This window comes from Enterobacter sp. C4G1 (genome assembly GCF_052886895.1).
The window spans coordinates 2,365,657-2,384,084 of record NZ_JBQVVV010000001.1; the positions used below are offsets into that span (position 1 = coordinate 2,365,657).

18 protein-coding genes and 1 tRNA gene are annotated in these 18,428 nt (G+C 53.7%); 2 read left to right on the top strand and 17 right to left on the bottom strand.

What is annotated here, in order from left to right; genetic code table 11:
• Nucleotides 1–10: 10 nt before the first annotated feature.
• From rlmH to leuS, 6 genes are all read right to left on the bottom strand, one after another.
• Nucleotides 11–478 carry a 23S rRNA (pseudouridine(1915)-N(3))-methyltransferase RlmH gene (rlmH, locus tag ACT9TW_RS11340; RefSeq protein ID WP_014069327.1) on the bottom strand — a complete coding sequence of 156 codons (468 nt, stop codon included), beginning with the start codon at nucleotides 476–478 and terminating at the stop codon, nucleotides 11–13.
• 3 nt (nucleotides 479–481) lie between these two features.
• A complete protein-coding gene (rsfS, locus tag ACT9TW_RS11345) occupies nucleotides 482–799 on the bottom strand; it encodes a ribosome silencing factor (protein WP_182060017.1) in 318 nt (105 codons plus the stop codon).
• A gap of 269 nt (nucleotides 800–1,068) precedes the next feature.
• Entirely contained in the window at nucleotides 1,069–1,734 is a 666-nt protein-coding gene (gene nadD, locus ACT9TW_RS11350) for a nicotinate-nucleotide adenylyltransferase (RefSeq protein ID WP_446492419.1), read from the bottom strand.
• Nucleotides 1,727–2,758 carry a DNA polymerase III subunit delta gene (gene holA, locus ACT9TW_RS11355; protein ID WP_182060019.1) on the bottom strand — a complete coding sequence of 344 codons (1,032 nt, stop codon included), beginning with the start codon at nucleotides 2,756–2,758 and terminating at the stop codon, nucleotides 1,727–1,729. Before holA ends, nadD begins: the two co-directional genes overlap by 8 nt.
• A complete protein-coding gene (gene lptE, locus ACT9TW_RS11360) occupies nucleotides 2,758–3,327 on the bottom strand; it encodes an LPS assembly lipoprotein LptE (RefSeq protein ID WP_182060020.1) in 570 nt (189 codons plus the stop codon). Before lptE ends, holA begins: the two co-directional genes overlap by 1 nt.
• 14 nt (nucleotides 3,328–3,341) lie before the next feature.
• Nucleotides 3,342–5,924: a leucine--tRNA ligase gene (leuS, locus tag ACT9TW_RS11365; RefSeq protein ID WP_182060021.1), complete on the bottom strand. Its 2,583-nt coding sequence runs from the start codon at nucleotides 5,922–5,924 to the stop codon at nucleotides 3,342–3,344.
• Between the two features lie 214 nt (nucleotides 5,925–6,138).
• Here leuS and ACT9TW_RS11370 point away from each other — a divergent pair, with 214 nt between their 5' ends.
• Nucleotides 6,139–6,621, top strand: a complete 483-nt coding sequence (locus ACT9TW_RS11370; protein ID WP_041162199.1) for a zinc ribbon-containing protein — start codon at nucleotides 6,139–6,141, stop codon at nucleotides 6,619–6,621.
• A gap of 79 nt (nucleotides 6,622–6,700) precedes the next feature.
• Here ACT9TW_RS11370 and rihA read toward each other — a convergent pair whose 3' ends face one another.
• The 10 genes from rihA to miaB form a co-directional block, all read right to left on the bottom strand.
• Nucleotides 6,701–7,642, bottom strand: a complete 942-nt coding sequence (rihA, locus tag ACT9TW_RS11375) for a pyrimidine-specific ribonucleoside hydrolase RihA (RefSeq protein ID WP_446492420.1) — start codon at nucleotides 7,640–7,642, stop codon at nucleotides 6,701–6,703.
• Nucleotides 7,643–7,762: 120 nt separating this feature from the next.
• Complete coding sequence (locus tag ACT9TW_RS11380; protein WP_014069335.1) at nucleotides 7,763–8,488, bottom strand: amino acid ABC transporter ATP-binding protein; 726 nt, start codon at nucleotides 8,486–8,488, stop codon at nucleotides 7,763–7,765.
• Nucleotides 8,488–9,162, bottom strand: coding sequence for a glutamate/aspartate ABC transporter permease GltK (gene gltK / locus ACT9TW_RS11385; protein ID WP_182060023.1), 675 nt, complete (start codon nucleotides 9,160–9,162; stop codon nucleotides 8,488–8,490). The genes ACT9TW_RS11380 and gltK overlap by 1 nt, the downstream gene beginning before the upstream one ends.
• The gene (locus ACT9TW_RS11390) at nucleotides 9,162–9,902 is read right to left on the bottom strand and encodes an amino acid ABC transporter permease (RefSeq protein WP_182060024.1); all 741 of its coding nucleotides are present in this window, start codon (nucleotides 9,900–9,902) and stop codon (nucleotides 9,162–9,164) included. Before ACT9TW_RS11390 ends, gltK begins: the two co-directional genes overlap by 1 nt.
• 154 nt (nucleotides 9,903–10,056) lie before the next feature.
• On the bottom strand, nucleotides 10,057–10,962 hold the full coding sequence (locus ACT9TW_RS11395) for an amino acid ABC transporter substrate-binding protein (RefSeq protein WP_182060025.1): 906 nt from the start codon (nucleotides 10,960–10,962) through the stop codon (nucleotides 10,057–10,059).
• Nucleotides 10,963–11,333: 371 nt separating this feature from the next.
• Complete coding sequence (gene lnt / locus ACT9TW_RS11400) at nucleotides 11,334–12,872, bottom strand: apolipoprotein N-acyltransferase (protein WP_446492421.1); 1,539 nt, start codon at nucleotides 12,870–12,872, stop codon at nucleotides 11,334–11,336.
• A gap of 5 nt (nucleotides 12,873–12,877) precedes the next feature.
• Nucleotides 12,878–13,756: a CNNM family magnesium/cobalt transport protein CorC gene (corC, locus tag ACT9TW_RS11405; RefSeq protein ID WP_182060027.1), complete on the bottom strand. Its 879-nt coding sequence runs from the start codon at nucleotides 13,754–13,756 to the stop codon at nucleotides 12,878–12,880.
• An 89-nt stretch (nucleotides 13,757–13,845) separates the two neighbouring features.
• Nucleotides 13,846–14,313 carry an rRNA maturation RNase YbeY gene (ybeY, locus tag ACT9TW_RS11410; protein WP_003858677.1) on the bottom strand — a complete coding sequence of 156 codons (468 nt, stop codon included), beginning with the start codon at nucleotides 14,311–14,313 and terminating at the stop codon, nucleotides 13,846–13,848.
• Nucleotides 14,310–15,356 (bottom strand): PhoH family protein, encoded by a 1,047-nt coding sequence (locus ACT9TW_RS11415; RefSeq protein WP_217186159.1) that lies wholly within the window; start codon nucleotides 15,354–15,356, stop codon nucleotides 14,310–14,312. The genes ybeY and ACT9TW_RS11415 overlap by 4 nt, the downstream gene beginning before the upstream one ends.
• Before the next feature lie 154 nt (nucleotides 15,357–15,510).
• The gene (miaB, locus tag ACT9TW_RS11420) at nucleotides 15,511–16,935 is read right to left on the bottom strand and encodes a tRNA (N6-isopentenyl adenosine(37)-C2)-methylthiotransferase MiaB (RefSeq protein WP_182060029.1); all 1,425 of its coding nucleotides are present in this window, start codon (nucleotides 16,933–16,935) and stop codon (nucleotides 15,511–15,513) included.
• A 135-nt stretch (nucleotides 16,936–17,070) separates the two neighbouring features.
• Here miaB and ubiF point away from each other — a divergent pair, with 135 nt between their 5' ends.
• On the top strand, nucleotides 17,071–18,246 hold the full coding sequence (ubiF, locus tag ACT9TW_RS11425) for a 3-demethoxyubiquinol 3-hydroxylase (RefSeq protein ID WP_446492422.1): 1,176 nt from the start codon (nucleotides 17,071–17,073) through the stop codon (nucleotides 18,244–18,246).
• Nucleotides 18,247–18,338: 92 nt separating this feature from the next.
• On the opposite strand, the gene ACT9TW_RS11430 is transcribed toward ubiF, so the two are convergent.
• A tRNA-Gln gene (locus ACT9TW_RS11430) sits at nucleotides 18,339–18,413 on the bottom strand.
• Nucleotides 18,414–18,428 lie beyond the last annotated feature (15 nt).

The following is an 18,428-nucleotide window of genomic DNA, read 5'->3' on the forward strand; positions in this document are numbered from 1 at the left end:
TGGTCAGTCACTACTCGCGGTGATATGGGTGGTTGGTAGTAATGCTCCACGCGCGATACAGGCTTTCTGCCACCAGTACCCGTACGAGCGGGTGGGGAAGCGTCAGCGCGGAGAGAGACCAACTTTGTTCTGCTGCCGCTTTACAGGCAGGGGATAACCCTTCTGGCCCGCCAATCAACAGACTGACGTCACGACCATCCTGCTTCCAGCGCTCCAGCTCGTGCGCCAGTTGCGGCGTATCCCAGGGTTTACCTGGAATATCGAGGGTGACGATGCGGTTTTTGCCTGCGGCAGCCAGCATCAGTTCGCCCTCTTTCTCGAGAATACGTTTGATATCAGCGTTCTTGCCGCGCTTTCCTGCTGGGATCTCCACCAGTTCGAACGGCATGTCTTTCGGGAAACGACGCAGATATTCAGTAAAACCCGTTTGTACCCAGTCTGGCATTTTTGTGCCGACGGCTACTAGCTGCAACTTCACGCATTAACCCCAGAGTTTTTCCAGCTCATACAGGCGACGGCTCTCATCCTGCATAACATGGACAATAACATCACCGAGGTCGACAACTACCCAGTCAGCGGTGGCTTCACCTTCAACGCCAAGCGGCAACAGCCCTGCTGCGCGCGATTCCTGAACAACGTGATCAGCAATCGAAACCACATGACGAGTAGACGTACCGGTGCAGATAATCATGCAGTCGGTGATGCTGGATTTACCCTTAACGTCGATAGTGATGATGTCCTGACCTTTCAGGTCATCAATTTTGTCGATAACAAAATCCTGGAGTGCTTTACCCTGCAAGTTTTCCCCCTGGGAGAGTGAGATTGTGCAACTATGAATTCGTGGCCAGACAGTATACCTGAACTGACGCCTGTGTCGGGACAAATGTCACCGGCCGGGCTTTTGAAGGCGGGTATCATCCCACCCTCCGCCTGAGATTGCATCGCCATTTTTGTAAAACAATTTCTGTAAAGCAATGATCGGCGGGAAAGTCTGGCAGCGGAGAATATCAGCATGGTCAGGCCTGTCAAGGCAGGATAGCGAATAACAGGGTTTTTCGTGCATCATGCTTATTCTTCGGTGCTTTTCTGATACAGCCCATGCTGGTGAATATATGCCAGTACAGCCGTTGGCAGCAGGTCATCACAGGCAAGCCCTTGTTGCAGGCGTTCGCGGATGATAGTAGCCGAAATATCAAACCAGGGTGTTTCTGCCAGATAAATCTTCCCGGCAGGCTGATTATGGAGATCTTCCACATTGTCTGTCAGGTGTGCTTCCAGCCACTGCTGATGCTGTTCTTCCCGCATGGTCAGCGGATAACCCGGACGGCGGCAAACCAGCAAATGACTGTTTTCCAGAATGGTTTCGTACTTATGCCAGCTGGGGAAATTGAGCAGAGAATCCTGTCCAATAATAAACGCCAGGGGCTGATGCGGCCCTTTTTCGACGCGCCATTCCTGCAAGGTTTCGGATGTCCAGGAGGGGGTGTCGCGGCGCAATTCCCGTTCATCAAGCGTAAACAGCGGCTTATCCTCTATTGCCAGCGCCAGCATTTCTTTGCGTTGTTCGCTTGTGGCTTCAGGCTGAGGGCGATGTGGCGGAACGTTATTTGGCATGATTATCACGCGTTGCAAGCCTATCTGATTCGCCAGTATTTCCACCGGTTTCAGATGCCCGTAATGAACCGGGTCGAAGGTGCCGCCATACAGTGCCTGAAGAGAATGCATATTATCCATCGATAAAAACGTCTGCCAGCGCCTTGTGGCAAAGCAGCAGAGAAAGGCTTTCCAGCTCAGCCCAGACCGACTGGCCATAATCCTGTTTTAGCGTCAATTCGGCACGCATCAGCAATTGCACGGCCTGGCGAAGCTGTTCATGACTGAGGCGGTTTACCGCCTCAGTGGTCATGGCGCGGCGGTTTTGCCACACGCGATGCTTGTCGAACAGGGAGCGCAGCGGCGTATGTGCAGATTGACGTTTCAGGTTGGTCAGCAGTAGCAGCTCGCGCTGAACCGTCCGCAGCAGGATAACCGGCTCACTGCCTTCAAGACGCAGCTGCTGCAAAATATGCAGGGCGCGTTTACTCTTTGCCGACAGCAGAGCATCAACCCAGTGGAAAGGGGTAAAGTGCGCGGCATCATTCACCGCCTGCTCAACGCGCGGCAGCGTAAGTTTGCCATCTGGCCACAGCAAGGAAAGTCTGTCCAGCGCCTGCGCCAGTGCCAGCAGGTTACCCTCGTAGCAGTAGCAAAGCAGCTGATTGGCTGCATCATCCAGCTGGAGATTGTGCTGTTTTGCCCGCGCGGCAACCCATTTCGGCAGATGTGCCTGTTCGGGTGTCTGACAGGTGATCAGCACAGAGTGCGCCGCGAGTTGGGTAAACCATGCCGCGTTTTCCTGAGCTTTGGTCAGCTTATTGCCGCGTACAATCAGCAGCAGATCGTTGTGTAACAAACTCACCAGCGTCGCCAGTTGTTCATTGATGGCCGCGTTAGGACCATTGTCTGGCAGCAGGATCTGAATCGTCTGGCGCGATGCGAACAGGCTCATCGCCTGGCAAAGCGAGAAGAGGGCATTCCAGTCTGTGTTGTTATCAAGCTGGAAGGTGTGGTGTTCATCAAAGCCCTGCACCGCCGCAGTCTGTTTGACGGCATCAAGACTTTCCTGAAGCAATAACGGATCGTTTCCGAGCAGCAGATACGCCGCGCGCAGCCCTTCATTGAGCTGCGCGCGGAGTTGTTCAGGATACAACCTGATCATCAGTTACCCATCGAGGTAGAAACCGGCAGCGCATTGGCATCCGGTTTATCGATGATATCAGCACCTTCTTTAGAAGTTGCCTCAATGCTAGGCAGTTTACGGATCAGCTGTTCTGCTGCTTTGTCGTACATTTCGTTAATGATAATTTGCTGCTCGGCGTCTTTTGCCAGCGCAGTTTGTGGGTTATCAAAGAACGAACGGTAGACCTTCGTGCTGATTGGATAAATGTCTTTACCCGGGATCAGTACAGCAGCGTTTACCGACATCACCATTTGGTACTCAGCGGTACGGCCGTCCTGGAAGATAGACGCCGTGTCTTTGCTCAGGGTCATACCCAGAACACGAAGAGACGGTACATCCTGGCGCAGCGTTCCTTTCTCGATAAGCTCAACACCGTTCAGGCGCAGCTGGCTACGAATTGCCCGGCTAAGCGGACCGTTTGGATCCGATGAATCGAAGATCATGGTTTTCATCTGGGCAGGCACTGCCGTGGTATTGCGCAGGTGCCAGCCACAACCAGCGGTGACAAGCACCGCCAGAGATAAGAGTATTGTTGCCAGTTGTCGCACGTTTCCTCCCGCGCTTAGCCAACGACCAGATTCAGCAGTTTACCTGGTACGTAGATAACCTTACGTACGGTAACGCCCTCAAGATACTTCGCAACCAGATGTTCCTGACCCGCGCGCTCGCGAACCTGTTCTTCGGTCGCATCAACAGCAACGGTAATTTTACCGCGTACTTTGCCGTTTACCTGCACCACCACAAGCGTAGTGTTTTCCACCATGGCTGATTCGTCGGCAACCGGCCACGGCGCGTTGTCGATATCGCCTTCGCCTTTCAGTTCATGCCACAGCGTGAAGCTTGCGTGTGGTGTGAACGGGTTCAGCATCCGCACGACGGCCAGCAGCGCTTCACGCATCAACGCGCGATCCTGCTCGCCTTCCTGTGGCGCTTTCGCCAGCTTGTTCATCAGTTCCATAATAGCCGCAATTGCGGTGTTGAAGGTCTGACGACGACCAATATCATCGGTCACTTTGGCAATAGTTTTATGAACATCACGGCGCAGCGCCTGCTGATCGTCGCTCAGTGCCGCCGCGTTCAGCGCAGGTGCATCGCCCTGAGAGGTGTGCTCGTAAACCAGTTTCCAGACACGTTTCAGGAAGCGGTTAGCACCTTCTACGCCAGATTCCTGCCATTCCAGGGTCATATCCGCAGGGGATGCGAACATCATGAACAGACGAACGGTGTCTGCGCCGTAACGCTCAACCATCACCTGCGGGTCGATGCCGTTGTTTTTGGACTTGGACATCTTGCTCATGCCGGTATAAACCAGTTCATGACCTTCGGCGTCTTTCGCCTTCACGATGCGGCCTTTCTCGTCGCGCTCAACGATGGCATCAACCGGAGAAACCCAGTTGCGCTCGCCGTTCACGCCAACATAGTAGAAGGCATCAGCCAATACCATGCCCTGACACAGCAGCTGTTTTGCTGGTTCATCAGAGTTCACAAGGCCTGCATCACGCATCAACTTATGGAAGAAGCGGAAGTAGAGCAGGTGCATGATAGCGTGTTCAATACCACCGATGTAGATATCAACCGGCAGCCAGTAGTTAGCAGCTTTCGAATCCAGCATCCCGTCCTGATACTGCGGGCAGGTGTAGCGCGCATAATACCAGGAAGACTCCATGAAGGTGTCAAAGGTGTCGGTTTCACGCAGCGCAGGCTGGCCGTTCACGGTGGTCTTCGCCCACTCAGGATCGGCTTTGATCGGGCTGGTGATGCCGTCCATGACCACATCTTCCGGCAGAATAACCGGCAGTTGATCTTCTGGCGTTGGCAGCACGGTACCATCCTCCAGAGTGACCATTGGGATTGGCGCACCCCAGTAACGCTGACGGGAAACGCCCCAGTCACGCAGACGGAAGTTCACTTTACGCTCGCCAACACCCTTCGCCGTCAGTTTGTCGGCAATAGCGTTGAAGCCGTCTTCAAAACTCAGGCCGCTGAATTCGCCAGAGTTAAACAGGGTGCCTTTTTCGGTCAGTGCTTGTGCGGACAGATCAGGTTCAGAACCGTCAGCCGCCAGAATGACAGGCTTGATGGACAGACCGTATTTGGATGCAAACTCGTAGTCGCGCTGATCGTGGCCCGGAACGGCCATCACTGCACCTGTGCCGTATTCCATCAGAACGAAGTTTGCCGCCCAGACTGGGATAGCTTCGCCAGTCAGTGGGTGAATCGCTTTAAAGCCAGTATCGACGCCTTTTTTCTCCATCGTTGCCATGTCGGCTTCGGCCACTTTAGTTGTGCGGCATTCGTCGATGAAGGTAGCCAGTACCGGGTTGTTTTCGGCGGCTTTCTGCGCCAGAGGGTGACCTGCGGCAACCGCCAGGTAGGTCGCGCCCATGAAGGTATCCGGGCGAGTGGTGTAGACGGTCAGCGTCTGATCGTAGTTTTCAACGTTGAAGGTGATTTCCACGCCTTCAGAACGACCGATCCAGTTACGCTGCATGGTTTTAACGGTATCTGGCCAGTGATCCAGATTATCCAGGTCATTCAGCAGTTCGTCAGCGTAGGCGGTGATTTTGATAAACCACTGCGGGATCTCTTTACGCTCAACTTTGGTGTCACAACGCCAGCAGCAGCCATCGATAACCTGTTCGTTCGCCAGAACGGTCTGGTCGTTCGGACACCAGTTAACGGCAGAGGTCTTCTTGTACACCAGGCCTTTTTTGTACAGCTCGGTGAAGAATTTTTGCTCCCAGCGGTAGTACTCCGGGGTGCAGGTTGCCAGCTCGCGGCTCCAGTCGTAACCAAAGCCCAGCATTTTGAGCTGGTTTTTCATGTAAGCGATGTTGTCGTAGGTCCACGGTGCTGGCGCGGTGTTGTTTTTGACCGCAGCACCTTCAGCAGGCAGGCCGAATGCATCCCAGCCGATAGGTTGCAGAACGTTTTTACCCAACATGCGCTGGTAACGCGCAATCACATCACCGATGGTGTAGTTACGCACGTGGCCCATGTGTAGTCGGCCAGAAGGATAGGGAAGCATCGACAGGCAGTAATACTTCTCTTTGCTCTCGTCTTCGGTGACTTCAAAAGTGCGCTTCTCGTCCCAGTGTTGCTGGACTTTAGATTCTATCTCTTCCGGGCGGTATTGCTCTTGCATGGCAGCCAGTGGTCCTGTTTTCAATACAGCTACAAATGTAGCCAATGGATGTGGTATCTCAGATCCGCATAGCATAGCCCAAACGCCCGCGTCAAAACAGCCTTTCACGCAAATGCGCTTTGCAGGAATTTACCGGGTCTGTGCTGTACCTGGCAAAGCGGCGATGAAATAAGGTCTACTATTAGAGATAGTTACTTACCCGGGAGGCAAAATGATGAACAAGGTTGCTCAATTTTACCGCGAACTGGTTGCCACACTCACGGAACGCCTGCGTAATGGTGAAAGAGATATTGATGCGCTGGTTGAACAGGCGCGAGTGAGAGTGATGCAAACGGGTGAGTTAACACGAACGGAAGTGGATGAGGTAACACGTGCTGTGCGGCGCGATCTGGAAGAGTTTGCGCGCAGCTACGAAGAGAGCCAGGACGAAATCACAGACAGCGTTTTTATGCGCGTGATTAAAGAGAGTCTGTGGCAGGAACTGGTCGATATCACTGACAAAACACAGCTGGAGTGGCGTGAGGTGTTTCAGGATCTCAACCACCATGGTGTATATCACAGTGGTGAAGTGGTGGGACTGGGAAATCTGGTGTGTGAGAAGTGCCATCACCACATTGCGGTTTATACACCTGATGTGCTGCCGCGTTGCCCAAAATGCGGGCACGATCAGTTCCAGCGCCGCCCGTTTGAGCCCTAGGTAAAAGCAAAACGGCAACTATGTTGCCGTTTTTAGTGTCTGCTCCCTCTCCCCGTGGGAGAGGGTTGGGGTGAGGGCATCAGGTCGCACAGTAGTAAGCCAATCTCTCCGCCAGCAAATCCACAAATGCCTGCCGATCGATATCCACCATTACCGTTGTATTCGGTTTATTCCCCGTCAGCGAGTAGTAGTCCACCACCGTCATGCCCTGGGTATATTTCCCCTGCGTCTCAACGCCAACCCACCTGTCCACCGTGGTAAACATCTCCGGTTTTAACAGCCAGGCGATCGTGCAGGGGTCATGCAACGGAGCGCCGTGGAATCCCCATTTCTCGGCTTTGTGATACTCCATAAAGAAATCAAGCAGCCCGGCCACGGTTATCGCGACCGGATTACCCACCGCACGGAAGCGCTCAATGTCGTCAGCCATAATCTGCGCCCGGTGGGTAACGTCCAGCCCCGCCATCACAATCGGTAAACCCGACTGGAAGACAATCTCCGCTGCTTCCGGGTCGACAAAGATGTTGAACTCCGCCGCAGGCGTCCAGTTACCAAGCCCCATCGCACCTCCCATAATCACAATGCGGGAGATTTTCTTATGCAGTTCCGGGTGACCGTTTAAGAGCAGCGCGACGTTGGTTTGCGGGCCGGTTGCCACCAGCGTGACGGGTTCAGCACTTTCACGCAGCACCTTTGCCATCAGCTCAACGGCCGTGCAGTTTTGCGGTGCAAATCCTGGTTCTGGCAGTACCGGGCCGTCAAGCCCTGATTCACCGTGCACATTGTCGGCAATGATCAACTCGCGCATCAGCGGCTTAACTGCACCGCCTGCCACTGGAATATCCGTGCGTTTTAACAGCGTGAGCATCCGCAGCACGTTACACAGGGTTTTATCCGGGGTCTGGTTTCCGGCCGACGAGGTGACAGCTTTTAAGTCCAGTTCAGGGGAGGCAAGAGCAAGGACGAGGGCGATCGCGTCATCATGACCTGGATCGCAATCGAGAATGATTGGCAGTGCCATAGAGTTCTCCATTTTTAGCGTTATTTTGTGACAAGGGTAACGCTGCAATGTGAGGCCGACGAGAAGAAGAGATGTAAAGCGTGAAGCAGTGCGCAATCCGCAGATTGCGCACTGAGAAGATTAATGCAGAATTTTGGCGAGGAAGTCTTTTGCGCGCTCAGATTTCGGGTTCGCGAAGAACTCTTCTTTTGGGGAGTCTTCAACGATCTTGCCTTCATCCATAAAGATCACGCGGTTGGCCACTTTACGGGCGAAGCCCATTTCGTGCGTTACCACCATCATGGTCATCCCTTCGTGCGCCAGTTCAACCATGACATCCAGCACTTCGTTGATCATTTCAGGATCGAGTGCAGAGGTAGGTTCGTCAAAAAGCATGGCTACCGGGTCCATACACAGCGCGCGGGCGATCGCTACACGCTGCTGCTGGCCGCCGGAGAGCTGCGCCGGGAATTTATCGGCGTGAGCGGAAAGCCCCACACGTTCCAGTAACTTCAGCCCTTTTTCGCGTGCGAGTTTTTTATCGCGCTTAAGCACTTTTACCTGCGCCAGGGTCAGGTTTTCGATAATGGAGAGATGCGGGAACAACTCAAAATGCTGGAATACCATCCCGACGTGGGAGCGCAGCTGGGCAAGGTTGGTTTTCTTGTCATTCACTTTGGTGCCGTTAACGAGGATCTCGCCTTGCTGCACCGGCTCCAGGCCATTGACGGTTTTAATCAGCGTGGATTTGCCGGAACCGGACGGCCCGCACACCACCACCACATCGCCTTTTTTCACTTCGGTGGAGCAGTCGGTCAGCACCTGAAAGTGCCCATACCATTTAGAAACATTTTTCAGGGAAATCATTATACAGTCCTTTTCTTCAGCCAGCTGACCAACAGCGACGCGCTTAAACTAATCACAAAATAGACCCCACCTGCGAAGAGGACCATCTCGACCTGCGTACCATCACGCTCACCGATGGTGGAAGCGGTACGGAAGAAGTCTGCCAGGCTTAGTACGTATACCAGAGAGGTATCCTGGAACAGCACGATGCCCTGAGTCAGCAGGAGTGGAACCATGGCGCGAAACGCCTGCGGCAGAATGATGAGCTGCATCGACTGCCAGTGAGTCATCCCCAGCGCCAGTGCGGCACTGGATTGCCCACGCGAAATACTCTGAATACCCGCACGGATAATCTCTGAGTAATAAGCGGCCTCAAACATGGAGAATGCCACCATCGCCGAGATCAGGCGGATGTCGGTTTTCGGTGACAGCCCCAGTACGTTCTGCAAGAAGCCTGGAACAATCAGATAAAACCACAACAACACCATCACCAATGGAATGGAGCGGAAGACGTTAACGTAGGCGGTGGCAAACCAGGCGAACGGCTTAAAGCTCGACAGGCGCATCACCGCAAGCAGGGTGCCCCAGACGATACCGATGATGATGGCAATAACTGTGATCTTTAACGTAATCACCAGGCCATCAAGCAGATACGGCATGGATGGAACAATGGAACTCCAGTCAAATTCGTACATTATTTGCCCCCCAGATTGCCCGGCAGGCGAATTTTGCGTTCAACCAGGTTCATCACCAGCATGATGACAGTGTTAATCAGAACATAGGCGAGCGTTATCGCGGTGAAGGATTCCCACGCATGGGCGGAGTAATCCAGCAGTTTGCCCGCCTGTGCCGCCATATCCACCAGACCGATAGTGGAGGCGATGGCCGAGTTTTTCACCAGGTTCATCATCTCTGAGGTCATCGGCGGAACGATCACGCGGTATGCGTTAGGCAGCAGCACATAACGGTAGGTTTGCGGTAGTGTCAGGCCCATCGCCAGACCGGCATTTTTTTGTCCGCGCGGCAGGGATTGAATGGCAGCACGTACCTGCTCGCACACGCGGGCAGCGGTAAACAGCCCCAGACATAGCATGGAGGAGACAAAGAACTGAATGTTCGGATCCAGTTCTGACTTAAACCACATGCCAATATTTTCAGGCAGCAGTTCAGGAACAACCAGATACCAGGTAAAGAATTGCACTATCAGAGGAACGTTACGGAACAGTTCCACATACAGGGTGCCGAGCGTTGAAAGAAAGCGGTTAGGGACGGTACGCAAAATACCGAACAGCGAGCCGACAAGAAACGCGATTATCCATGCCGTTATGGATAAAGCCACAGTGACCTGAAAACCGCTCCATAACCAGCCAAGATAGGTGGTGTTGCCGAACGGGGCTTGTTGCAGAAAAATGCCCCAGTTCCAGTCGATTGACATAATAAACTCCAGAAAAAAAAGGGTAGCAGCGCTACCCTCGAAGATTGGTGAGAAGCTAATTTTCGCGCTGAGTGGGGAACGACCACTCAACGTATAGTCTGTCCGTGCTTCCCGACAATCGAGAGGGCAGGAGGTCCTGCCCCTGTTGTTCTAATTAGTTAAGAGCCTTGTCGTTTGGTGATTTGAACAGCGCTTTCATGTCGTCAGACAGTTCAAAGTTCATGTTGAGATTTTTTGGTGGAATTGGATTCTTGAACCACTTGTCGAACCATTTTTCCGCTTCGCCGGAAGTCTGCGTTTGAGCGATGGTGTCATCGATCAGTTTTTTGAACTCAGCGTCGTCTTTACGCAGCATACAGCCGTAAGCTTCTTTGGATTGCGCAGTGCCTACGATTTCCCAGTTGTCTGGTTTCTTCGCTTTAGCACGCTCACCTGCCAGCAGTGCGTCATCCATCATGAATGCCACAGCACGGCCGCTTTCCAGTGTACGGAAAGAGTCGCCGTGGTCTTTCGCACTGATGATACGCATATCCATTTTCTTCTCGTCATTCAGCTTGTGCAGCAGAACTTCAGAAGTGGTACCGGATGTCACCACAACCGCTTTGCCTTTCAGGTCAGCAAAATCTTTAATCTCGCCGCCTTTCTTGGTCAGCAGGCGGGTACCTACCACGAAGATGGTGTCAGAGAACGCAGCCTGTTTCTGGCGCTCAAGGTTGTTAGTGGTTGAGCCGCACTCAAAATCGAAGGTGCCGTTTTGCAGCAGAGGAATACGGTTCTGCGAGGTGATAGGAATCAACTTCACCTGTAGATCAGGCTTGTTCAGCTTTTTCTTCACGGCTTCAACGATGGCGTTGGAGTAATCCTGTGAATAGCCCACGACTTTTTGCGTGTTGTCGTAGTAAGAGAACGGGACAGAAGATTCACGGTGGCCGACCACGATCACGCCGTTTTTGGCAATCTTGTCGAGAGTGCTCCCGGCAGCCGGAGCGTCTTCAGCGTGTACAACGCTTGCGGACATCCCCATAACCAGCATTGCTGTGGCCAGTTTACGTAATTGCATACCCAACTCCTTTTTTATCAGCGCCAGTGACGCATTGATACCCATTGTGATGTTGTTATATCTCGCGCTATGCGAGTGCAGTGTTATGCAAGCTTGTTAACATTTAGTTTGGCTTAATGTAAAGATTTTGCTGCGTTATTGTTTATTTTTGCGAAGCGCGCCGCACCATTCAGAGGCAAAAATCTCCCGTTGCACCGTTTTGGTGCTACCGGTGATCTACGCTGGTGCGACCAGGTTGCACGTTAAGCCAAATTGCGTTTGCGTTAATATACAAAGCAATAGACGTGCCAAAGTGGGAGTTTGGAGGAATTGTCGAACATGGGAAAACAGGCCGGGTAAACGTCAGCGCCACCCGGCAGGAGGAGGAAGGATTATCTGCGACGCTGACGAAGGCTCATCAGCACGGCACCGAAACCAAACAGCGCGGTCAGGATCCACAGCGGCCAGTTGCCGGTACGGGCATATGGCGTCAACCCGGTTGTCGGCGTGACCTTGGTGGTCAACACGTCGCGGGTGAACTGCGGAAGCATGGCCTGAATTTCGCCCTGCGGGCCAATCACGGCAGTAATGCCGTTATTGGTGCTACGCAGCAGCGGACGCGCCAGCTCCAGGGAGCGCATACGCGCCATCTGGAAGTGTTGCCACGGGCCAATCGATTTCCCAAACCACGCATCGTTAGAGATGGTCAGCAGATAGTCGGTATCCGGGCGGAAGTTATCGCGCACCTGCTCACCGAGGATAATTTCGTAGCAAATGGCGGCCGTCAACGCAAAACCGTGCGCGTGCAGCTGAGGTTGAACGTATGGACCACGGCTAAAAGAGGACATCGGCAAATCAAAGAACGGCGCCAGTGGACGCAGAATCGATTCCAGTGGAACAAATTCGCCGAAGGGGACCAGGTGATTCTTGTTATACCGATCGGTGGAGTTATAGCTGTATTCGCTGTCTTTGCCGAGCGTGATTATCGTATTGTACGTGTCATAACGGTTCTGCGGATTCAGACGCGCATCGACAATCCCGGTGATCAGCGTACTGCCACGCGCACGCAGCAAATTATCCATCATGCTCAGGAACGGTTGCTGATTGATTTCGAGGTCAGGAATGGCGGATTCCGGCCAGATAATCAGCTGTGATTTTCCCATCACCTGCTCGGTCGCGCCGGCATAGATTTTCAGCGTGTTGATAAGCTGCTTTTCGTCCCACTTCATTGCCTGCGGGATATCGCCTTGCACCATCGATACCTGCGTTGCCCGTGCGGGCTCCAGGGTAAACCACTGGATGTAACGCAGCGGGAAGGGCAGGGCGAACAGGACCAGTGCCGTAACCAGCGGTTTCCAGCTGCGCATCATAAGCGCAAGCACCAGCAGGCCACTGACCACCATCAACAGGAAGTTAATCGCCTCTACGCCCATTACCGGGGCCAGCCCTTTTAACGGACCATCAATCTGGCTGTATCCGAACTGCAACCACGGGAAGCCGGTTAATACCCACCCGCGCAGGAACTCCGTGATCTGCCAGACAACCGGTGCTGCGATAGCGACGCGAAGCCAGGTCGTTTTTGGCCACAGGCGAGAAAGGATGCCTGCGAACAGACCGGTGTAGAGTGAGAGATAGGCGGCAAGCAGCACAACCAGGAAGACGTTTACCGGGCCCGGCATCCCGCCAAACTGCGCGATGCTGACATAGACCCAGTTAATGCCGGAACCAAATAGCCCCAACCCCCAGAAGTAGCCAATTGCTGCGGCCTGCACAGGACGACGGTTCAGGGTTAACCCCTGTAGCCCCATCAGGGAGAGTATGGCGGCAGGCCAGATATCGTAAGGAGAAAAAGCCAGCGTACCGCTGGCTCCGAGTAACAGCGCCAGCAGCAGTCGGACGCGCTGGCGTTCAAGTAATGGGGCAAATGCCATTTAGATTAATCTTCCAGTTTTGGCACCGGTGAATCATCCGGCGTTCTGACATGAACCTGAATAATACGTCGGCTGTCGGCCATCGCGACTTTGAATTGGTAACCGTCGATGTCAACGGTTTCTCCGCGTGCCGGAAGGTGCCCAAAGGCCTGCATCACCAGACCGCCAATGGTATCGACCTCTTCATCGCTGAAGTGCGTACCGAAGGCGTCGTTGAAGTCTTCAATCGAGGCCAGCGCGCGCACGGTCCAGGTGTGGCGGCTGAGCTGACGGAAGTCGATATCTTCTTCTTCGTCGTACTCGTCTTCGATTTCGCCCACGATCAGCTCAAGAATATCTTCGATCGTGACCAGACCTGACACGCCGCCGAATTCATCAATAACAATCGCCATGTGGTAGCGTAGAGAGCGGAATTCTTTCAGCATCCGATCCACACGCTTGCTTTCCGGCACAACCACGGCCTGACGTAACACTTTTTCCATACTGAAGGCTTCGGCATCGCTGCGCATAAACGGCAGCAGATCTTTCGCCATCAAAATCCCTTCGATGTGATCTTTATCTTCGCTGATAACCGGGAAACGCGAGTGGGCAGACTCGATAATGACATCGAGGCACTCGTCGAGCGTTTGGTTGCGTTTCAGGGTGATCATCTGCGAGCGGGGGATCATGATGTCGCGGACGCGCTGGTCGGCGATGTCCATGACCCCTTCGAGCATTTCGCGCGTATCTTCGTCGATAAGGTCGTTTTGCCCGGAATCACGAATCAGCTCCAGCAACTCATCACGGTTTTTCGGTTCGCCGTGGAAAAGCTGGTTCAGAATGAGGGAGAAAAATCCCTTTTTACTGGTTGTCGTGTCGCTACTGTGTGAATTGTCGTCGCTCATGGCGTTTGTTAAGGGTTCTCTTGTAAGTTCAACGTTTACCGCCGCGCGATATCCTTACGCGGCGGCATGTTAGCCGGTCTGTTGACTGACTATTCTTTCTCGGCAATGTACGGATCCTCATAGCCCAGAGCAAGCATTATCTCTGTCTCGAGGGACTCCATCTCTTCCGCTTCGTCATCTTCAATATGATCGTAGCCCAGCAAATGCAGGCTGCCGTGTACGACCATATGTGCCCAGTGGGCCTCAAGCGGTTTTTGCTGCTCTTTGGCTTCCTGCTCTACCACCTGACGGCAGATGATCAAATCACCCAGTAGCGGCATCTCGATACCCGGCGGGGCTTCAAACGGGAAAGAGAGCACGTTGGTAGGCTTATCTTTACCGCGGTAGGTCAGATTAAGCTCATGGCTTTCCGCTTCATCCACCAAACGAATCGTGACTTCTGATTCTTCCTGAAACTGGGGGATGACCGCATCCAGCCATTTCTGAAATTGCGCCTCTTCCGGCATTCCAGAATTATCTTCACAGGCCAGCTGTAAATCGAGGATCACCTGACTCATTTTTGTTCTTGCTCCTGCGCTTCGCGCTTACGTTCTGCGGCCAGTTCGGCCTTTCGCTTCTGCTCTGCTTCTTCCCACGCTTCATAGGCGTTGACGATGCGCGCCACCACCGGGTGACGTACCACGTCTTCGCTGTGGAAGAAGTTGAAACTGATTTCGTCCACTTCGGCCAGCACTTCGATGGCGTGACGCAGGCCGGATTTGGTGCTGCGCGGCAGGTCAATCTGGGTCACGTCGCCGGTGATAACGGCTTTTGAATTAAAGCCGATACGCGTCAGGAACATCTTCATCTGTTCGATGGTAGTGTTCTGGCTCTCATCCAGAATGATGAAGGCATCATTGAGGGTACGGCCACGCATGTAAGCGAGGGGAGCCACTTCGATAACGTTACGCTCGATCAGTTTTTCAACTTTCTCAAAGCCGAGCATTTCGAACAGCGCGTCGTACAGCGGGCGCAGGTACGGGTCGACTTTCTGGCTCAGGTCACCTGGCAGAAAGCCCAGTTTCTCGCCCGCTTCAACTGCCGGACGGGTCAGCAGAATACGACGGATATCCTGACGCTCCAGCGCATCCACTGCCGCGGCGACCGCCAGATAGGTTTTCCCTGTACCGGCCGGACCCACGCCGAAGGTGATGTCATGGTCGAGGATATTCGCGATGTACTGCGCCTGGTTTGGCGTACGCGGTTTAATCACGCCACGCTTGGTCTTGATGTTAATCGCCTTGCCATAGTCAGGCACGCTTTCAGCGCTCTGCTCAAGCACACGTGCCTCTTTAATGGCGAGGTGGATCTGTTCTGGCTCGATATCCTGAGTCTGGCCGCGCATCGGGGCGGTATCGACATACAGACTGCGCAGAATGTCCGCAGCCGCATTGACGCAAATAGTGCGTCCGGTGAGTTTGAAATGGTTATCGCGACGATTGATTTCGATACCCAGACGTCGCTCCAGTTGTTTGATGTTGTCATCAAACGGCCCGCACAGGCTCAGCAGGCGAGCGTTGTCTGCAGGCTCAAGGCTAATTTCACGCGTGTCTATATTCAAACCGTTCCTCTTTGAGTGTTTTGTAGGTCTGGCATCATAAAACTGTCATTACCGAAAGTATTCACGCCACAGAATAAAGGCGCAAGCATTGCAATCGATATTGGGTGCGAAGAGAGGAAATACAAGGCCTGCCAGAAAGGCAGGCCTGAACGAATTAAGGCTGATAGATACCCACGCCAGAATCGTTTTCTTTACGGGTACGGGAGATAACGGATTCCGGAGATTCAGCAATGCGCAGGCCCATTTCATCCTCGGTACGCACAAGCTTCGCGCGCAGCGAGTTGGTCAGCACTTCGACAATCTCGACGTCCACGAATTTCCCGATCATATCCGGGGTGCCTTCGAAGTTCACCACGCGGTTGTTTTCGGTACGACCAGAGAGTTCCATAATGCTTTTGCGGGACGTGCCTTCAACCAGAATGCGCTGGACAGTGCCGAGCATCCGACGGCTCCAGGCGTTGGCCTGCTGGTTGATGCGCTCCTGGAGAATATACAGACGCTGTTTTTTCTCTTCTTCCGGTACATCGTCAACCATATCGGCTGCCGGGGTGCCAGGACGTGCAGAGAAGATAAAGCTGTAGCTGACATCGAAATTCACGTCACCGATCAGCTTCATGGTGCGCTCAAAGTCATCGGTGGTTTCGCCAGGGAAGCCGACGATAAAATCTGAGCTAATCTGGATATCCGGGCGTGCGTCAAGCAGCTTGCGGATGGTGGATTTGTATTCCAGGACCGTATGTGGGCGTCCCATCAGATTCAGCACGCGGTCAGAACCACACTGAATAGGCAGGTGCAGGAAGCTCACCAGTTCCGGCGTGTCGCGATAAACATCGATGATGTCATCGGTAAATTCCATCGGGTGGCTGGTGGTGAAGCGAATGCGGTCGATACCGTCAATGGCAGCCACCAGACGCAGTAGCTCAGCAAAGCTACCGGTGCTGCCGTCATAGTTCTCGCCACGCCAGGCGTTAACGTTCTGGCCCAGCAGGTTCACTTCGCGTACGCCCTGTGCGGCAAGCTGCGCAACTTCAAACAGAACGTCATCTGCCGGGCGACTGACTTCTTCACCGCGGGTGTAAGGCACCACGCAGTAAGTACAGTATTTGTTGCAGCCTTCCATGATAGAGACGAACGCGGTCGGGCCATCAGCGCGTGGCTCCGGCAGACGGTCGAATTTTTCGATTTCCGGGAAGCTTACGTCAACAACCGGGCTACGATTGCCGCGAACCTTATTGATCATCTCAGGCAGGCGGTGCAGGGTCTGAGGGCCAAAGACGATATCCACATAGGGGGCTCTCTGGCGGATCAGTTTCCCTTCCTGCGACGCAACGCAGCCGCCAACACCGATGATCAGGTCCGGATTTTTTCGTTTGAGAAGTTTCCAGCGACCTAACACATGAAAGACTTTCTCCTGCGCTTTTTCACGAATTGAACAGGTGTTCAGCAGCAACACATCGGCTTCTTTCGGATTTTCAGTCAGCTGGTATCCGTGGGTTGTATCCAGCAGATCGGCCATCTTGGATGAATCGTATTCGTTCATCTGACAGCCCCAGGTTTTTATATGGAGTTTTTTAGTCATCGACTTGCTCAGCTCAGGATTGCAAGCCGCGTATTGTAATGCTTTGGTGCGGTTGTGACCAGTATGAAGGTTGTCAACCTCCTGCCCCTAAAAATCCGGTAAACTTAAGGGATTCTGCAATAAGGAAAATTGACCATGACACTCCAACAAACCGAAATTGCCGTTGTCGGCGGCGGTATGGTCGGCGGCGCACTGGCGCTGGGACTGGCGCAGCAGGGATTTGAGGTAACGGTCATTGAACAGGCCGCGCCTGTGGCATTTGATGCGACAGCAAAACCCGATGTCCGTATTTCTGCGATCAGTGCCGCTTCTGTCGATCTTCTCCGTGGGTTAGGCGTATGGGATGCCGTGCTTGCGATGCGGGCGCATCCCTACAGTCGACTCGAGACATGGGAGTGGGAAAATGCCCATGTGGTGTTTGATGCCGCCGAGCTGAAATTACCGCGGCTGGGTTATATGGTGGAAAACAACGTCCTGCAACAGGCGTTATGGCAGGCGCTGGCGGCGCACCCGAAGGTGACGTTGCGTGTCCCTTCGTCGCTCAAGGCGCTGCATCGTCATGAAGGTGGATATCGCCTGACGCTGGATAATGATGATGAACTCGCCGTGAAGTTGGTGGTGGGGGCTGATGGCGCGAACTCGCAGGTCAGACAAATGGCGGGGATAGGCGTTCATGCCTGGCAGTATCAGCAATCCTGTATGTTAATCACCGTGCAGTGTGAAAATGACCCGGGTGAGAGCACCTGGCAACATTTCACGCCGACCGGTCCACATGCCTTTTTGCCGCTTTTTGACAACTGGGCATCCCTGGTGTGGTACGACAAACCGGCGCGTATTCGCCAGTTGCAGGGGCTTTCGATGGCACAACTGCAACATGAAGTTATGCGCCACTTCCCGGGTCATCTGGGGCATGTGACGCCGGTTGCTGCAGGAGCATTTCCGCTGACCCGCCGACACGCATTGCAATACGCTCAGGAAGGGCTGGCGCTGGTCGGGGACGCGGCGCATACCATTCACCCACTGGCAGGGCAGGGTGTCAATCTTGGATATCGTGACGTTGAAGCGTTGCTGGATGTATTAACCAGCGCACGTGCGCACGCTGAACCCTGGGCGAGCCAGCAGGTACTTAAACGTTATCAGACGCGTCGTATGGCGGATAACGTCGTTATGCAATCGGGGATGGATCTGTTTTACGCCGGGTTTAGTAACGACTTAGGGCCGGTGCGAATTTTGCGTAATATTGGGCTGATGGCGGCAGAGCGTGCCGGTGGTCTGAAGCGTCAGGCGCTGAAGTATGCGTTAGGCCTCTAAGACTTTTTCCCTCTCCTGCAGGGAGAGGGCATCAGGCCGGACGATACAACAAAAACAAAAAAGCCCGCAGAGCGGGCTTTTTTGTTACTAAGTGGCTGGGGTGCAGGGATTCGAACCCCGGAATGCTGGTATCAGAAACCAGAGCCTTACCGCTTGGCGACACCCCAATTGCGTTAAACAAT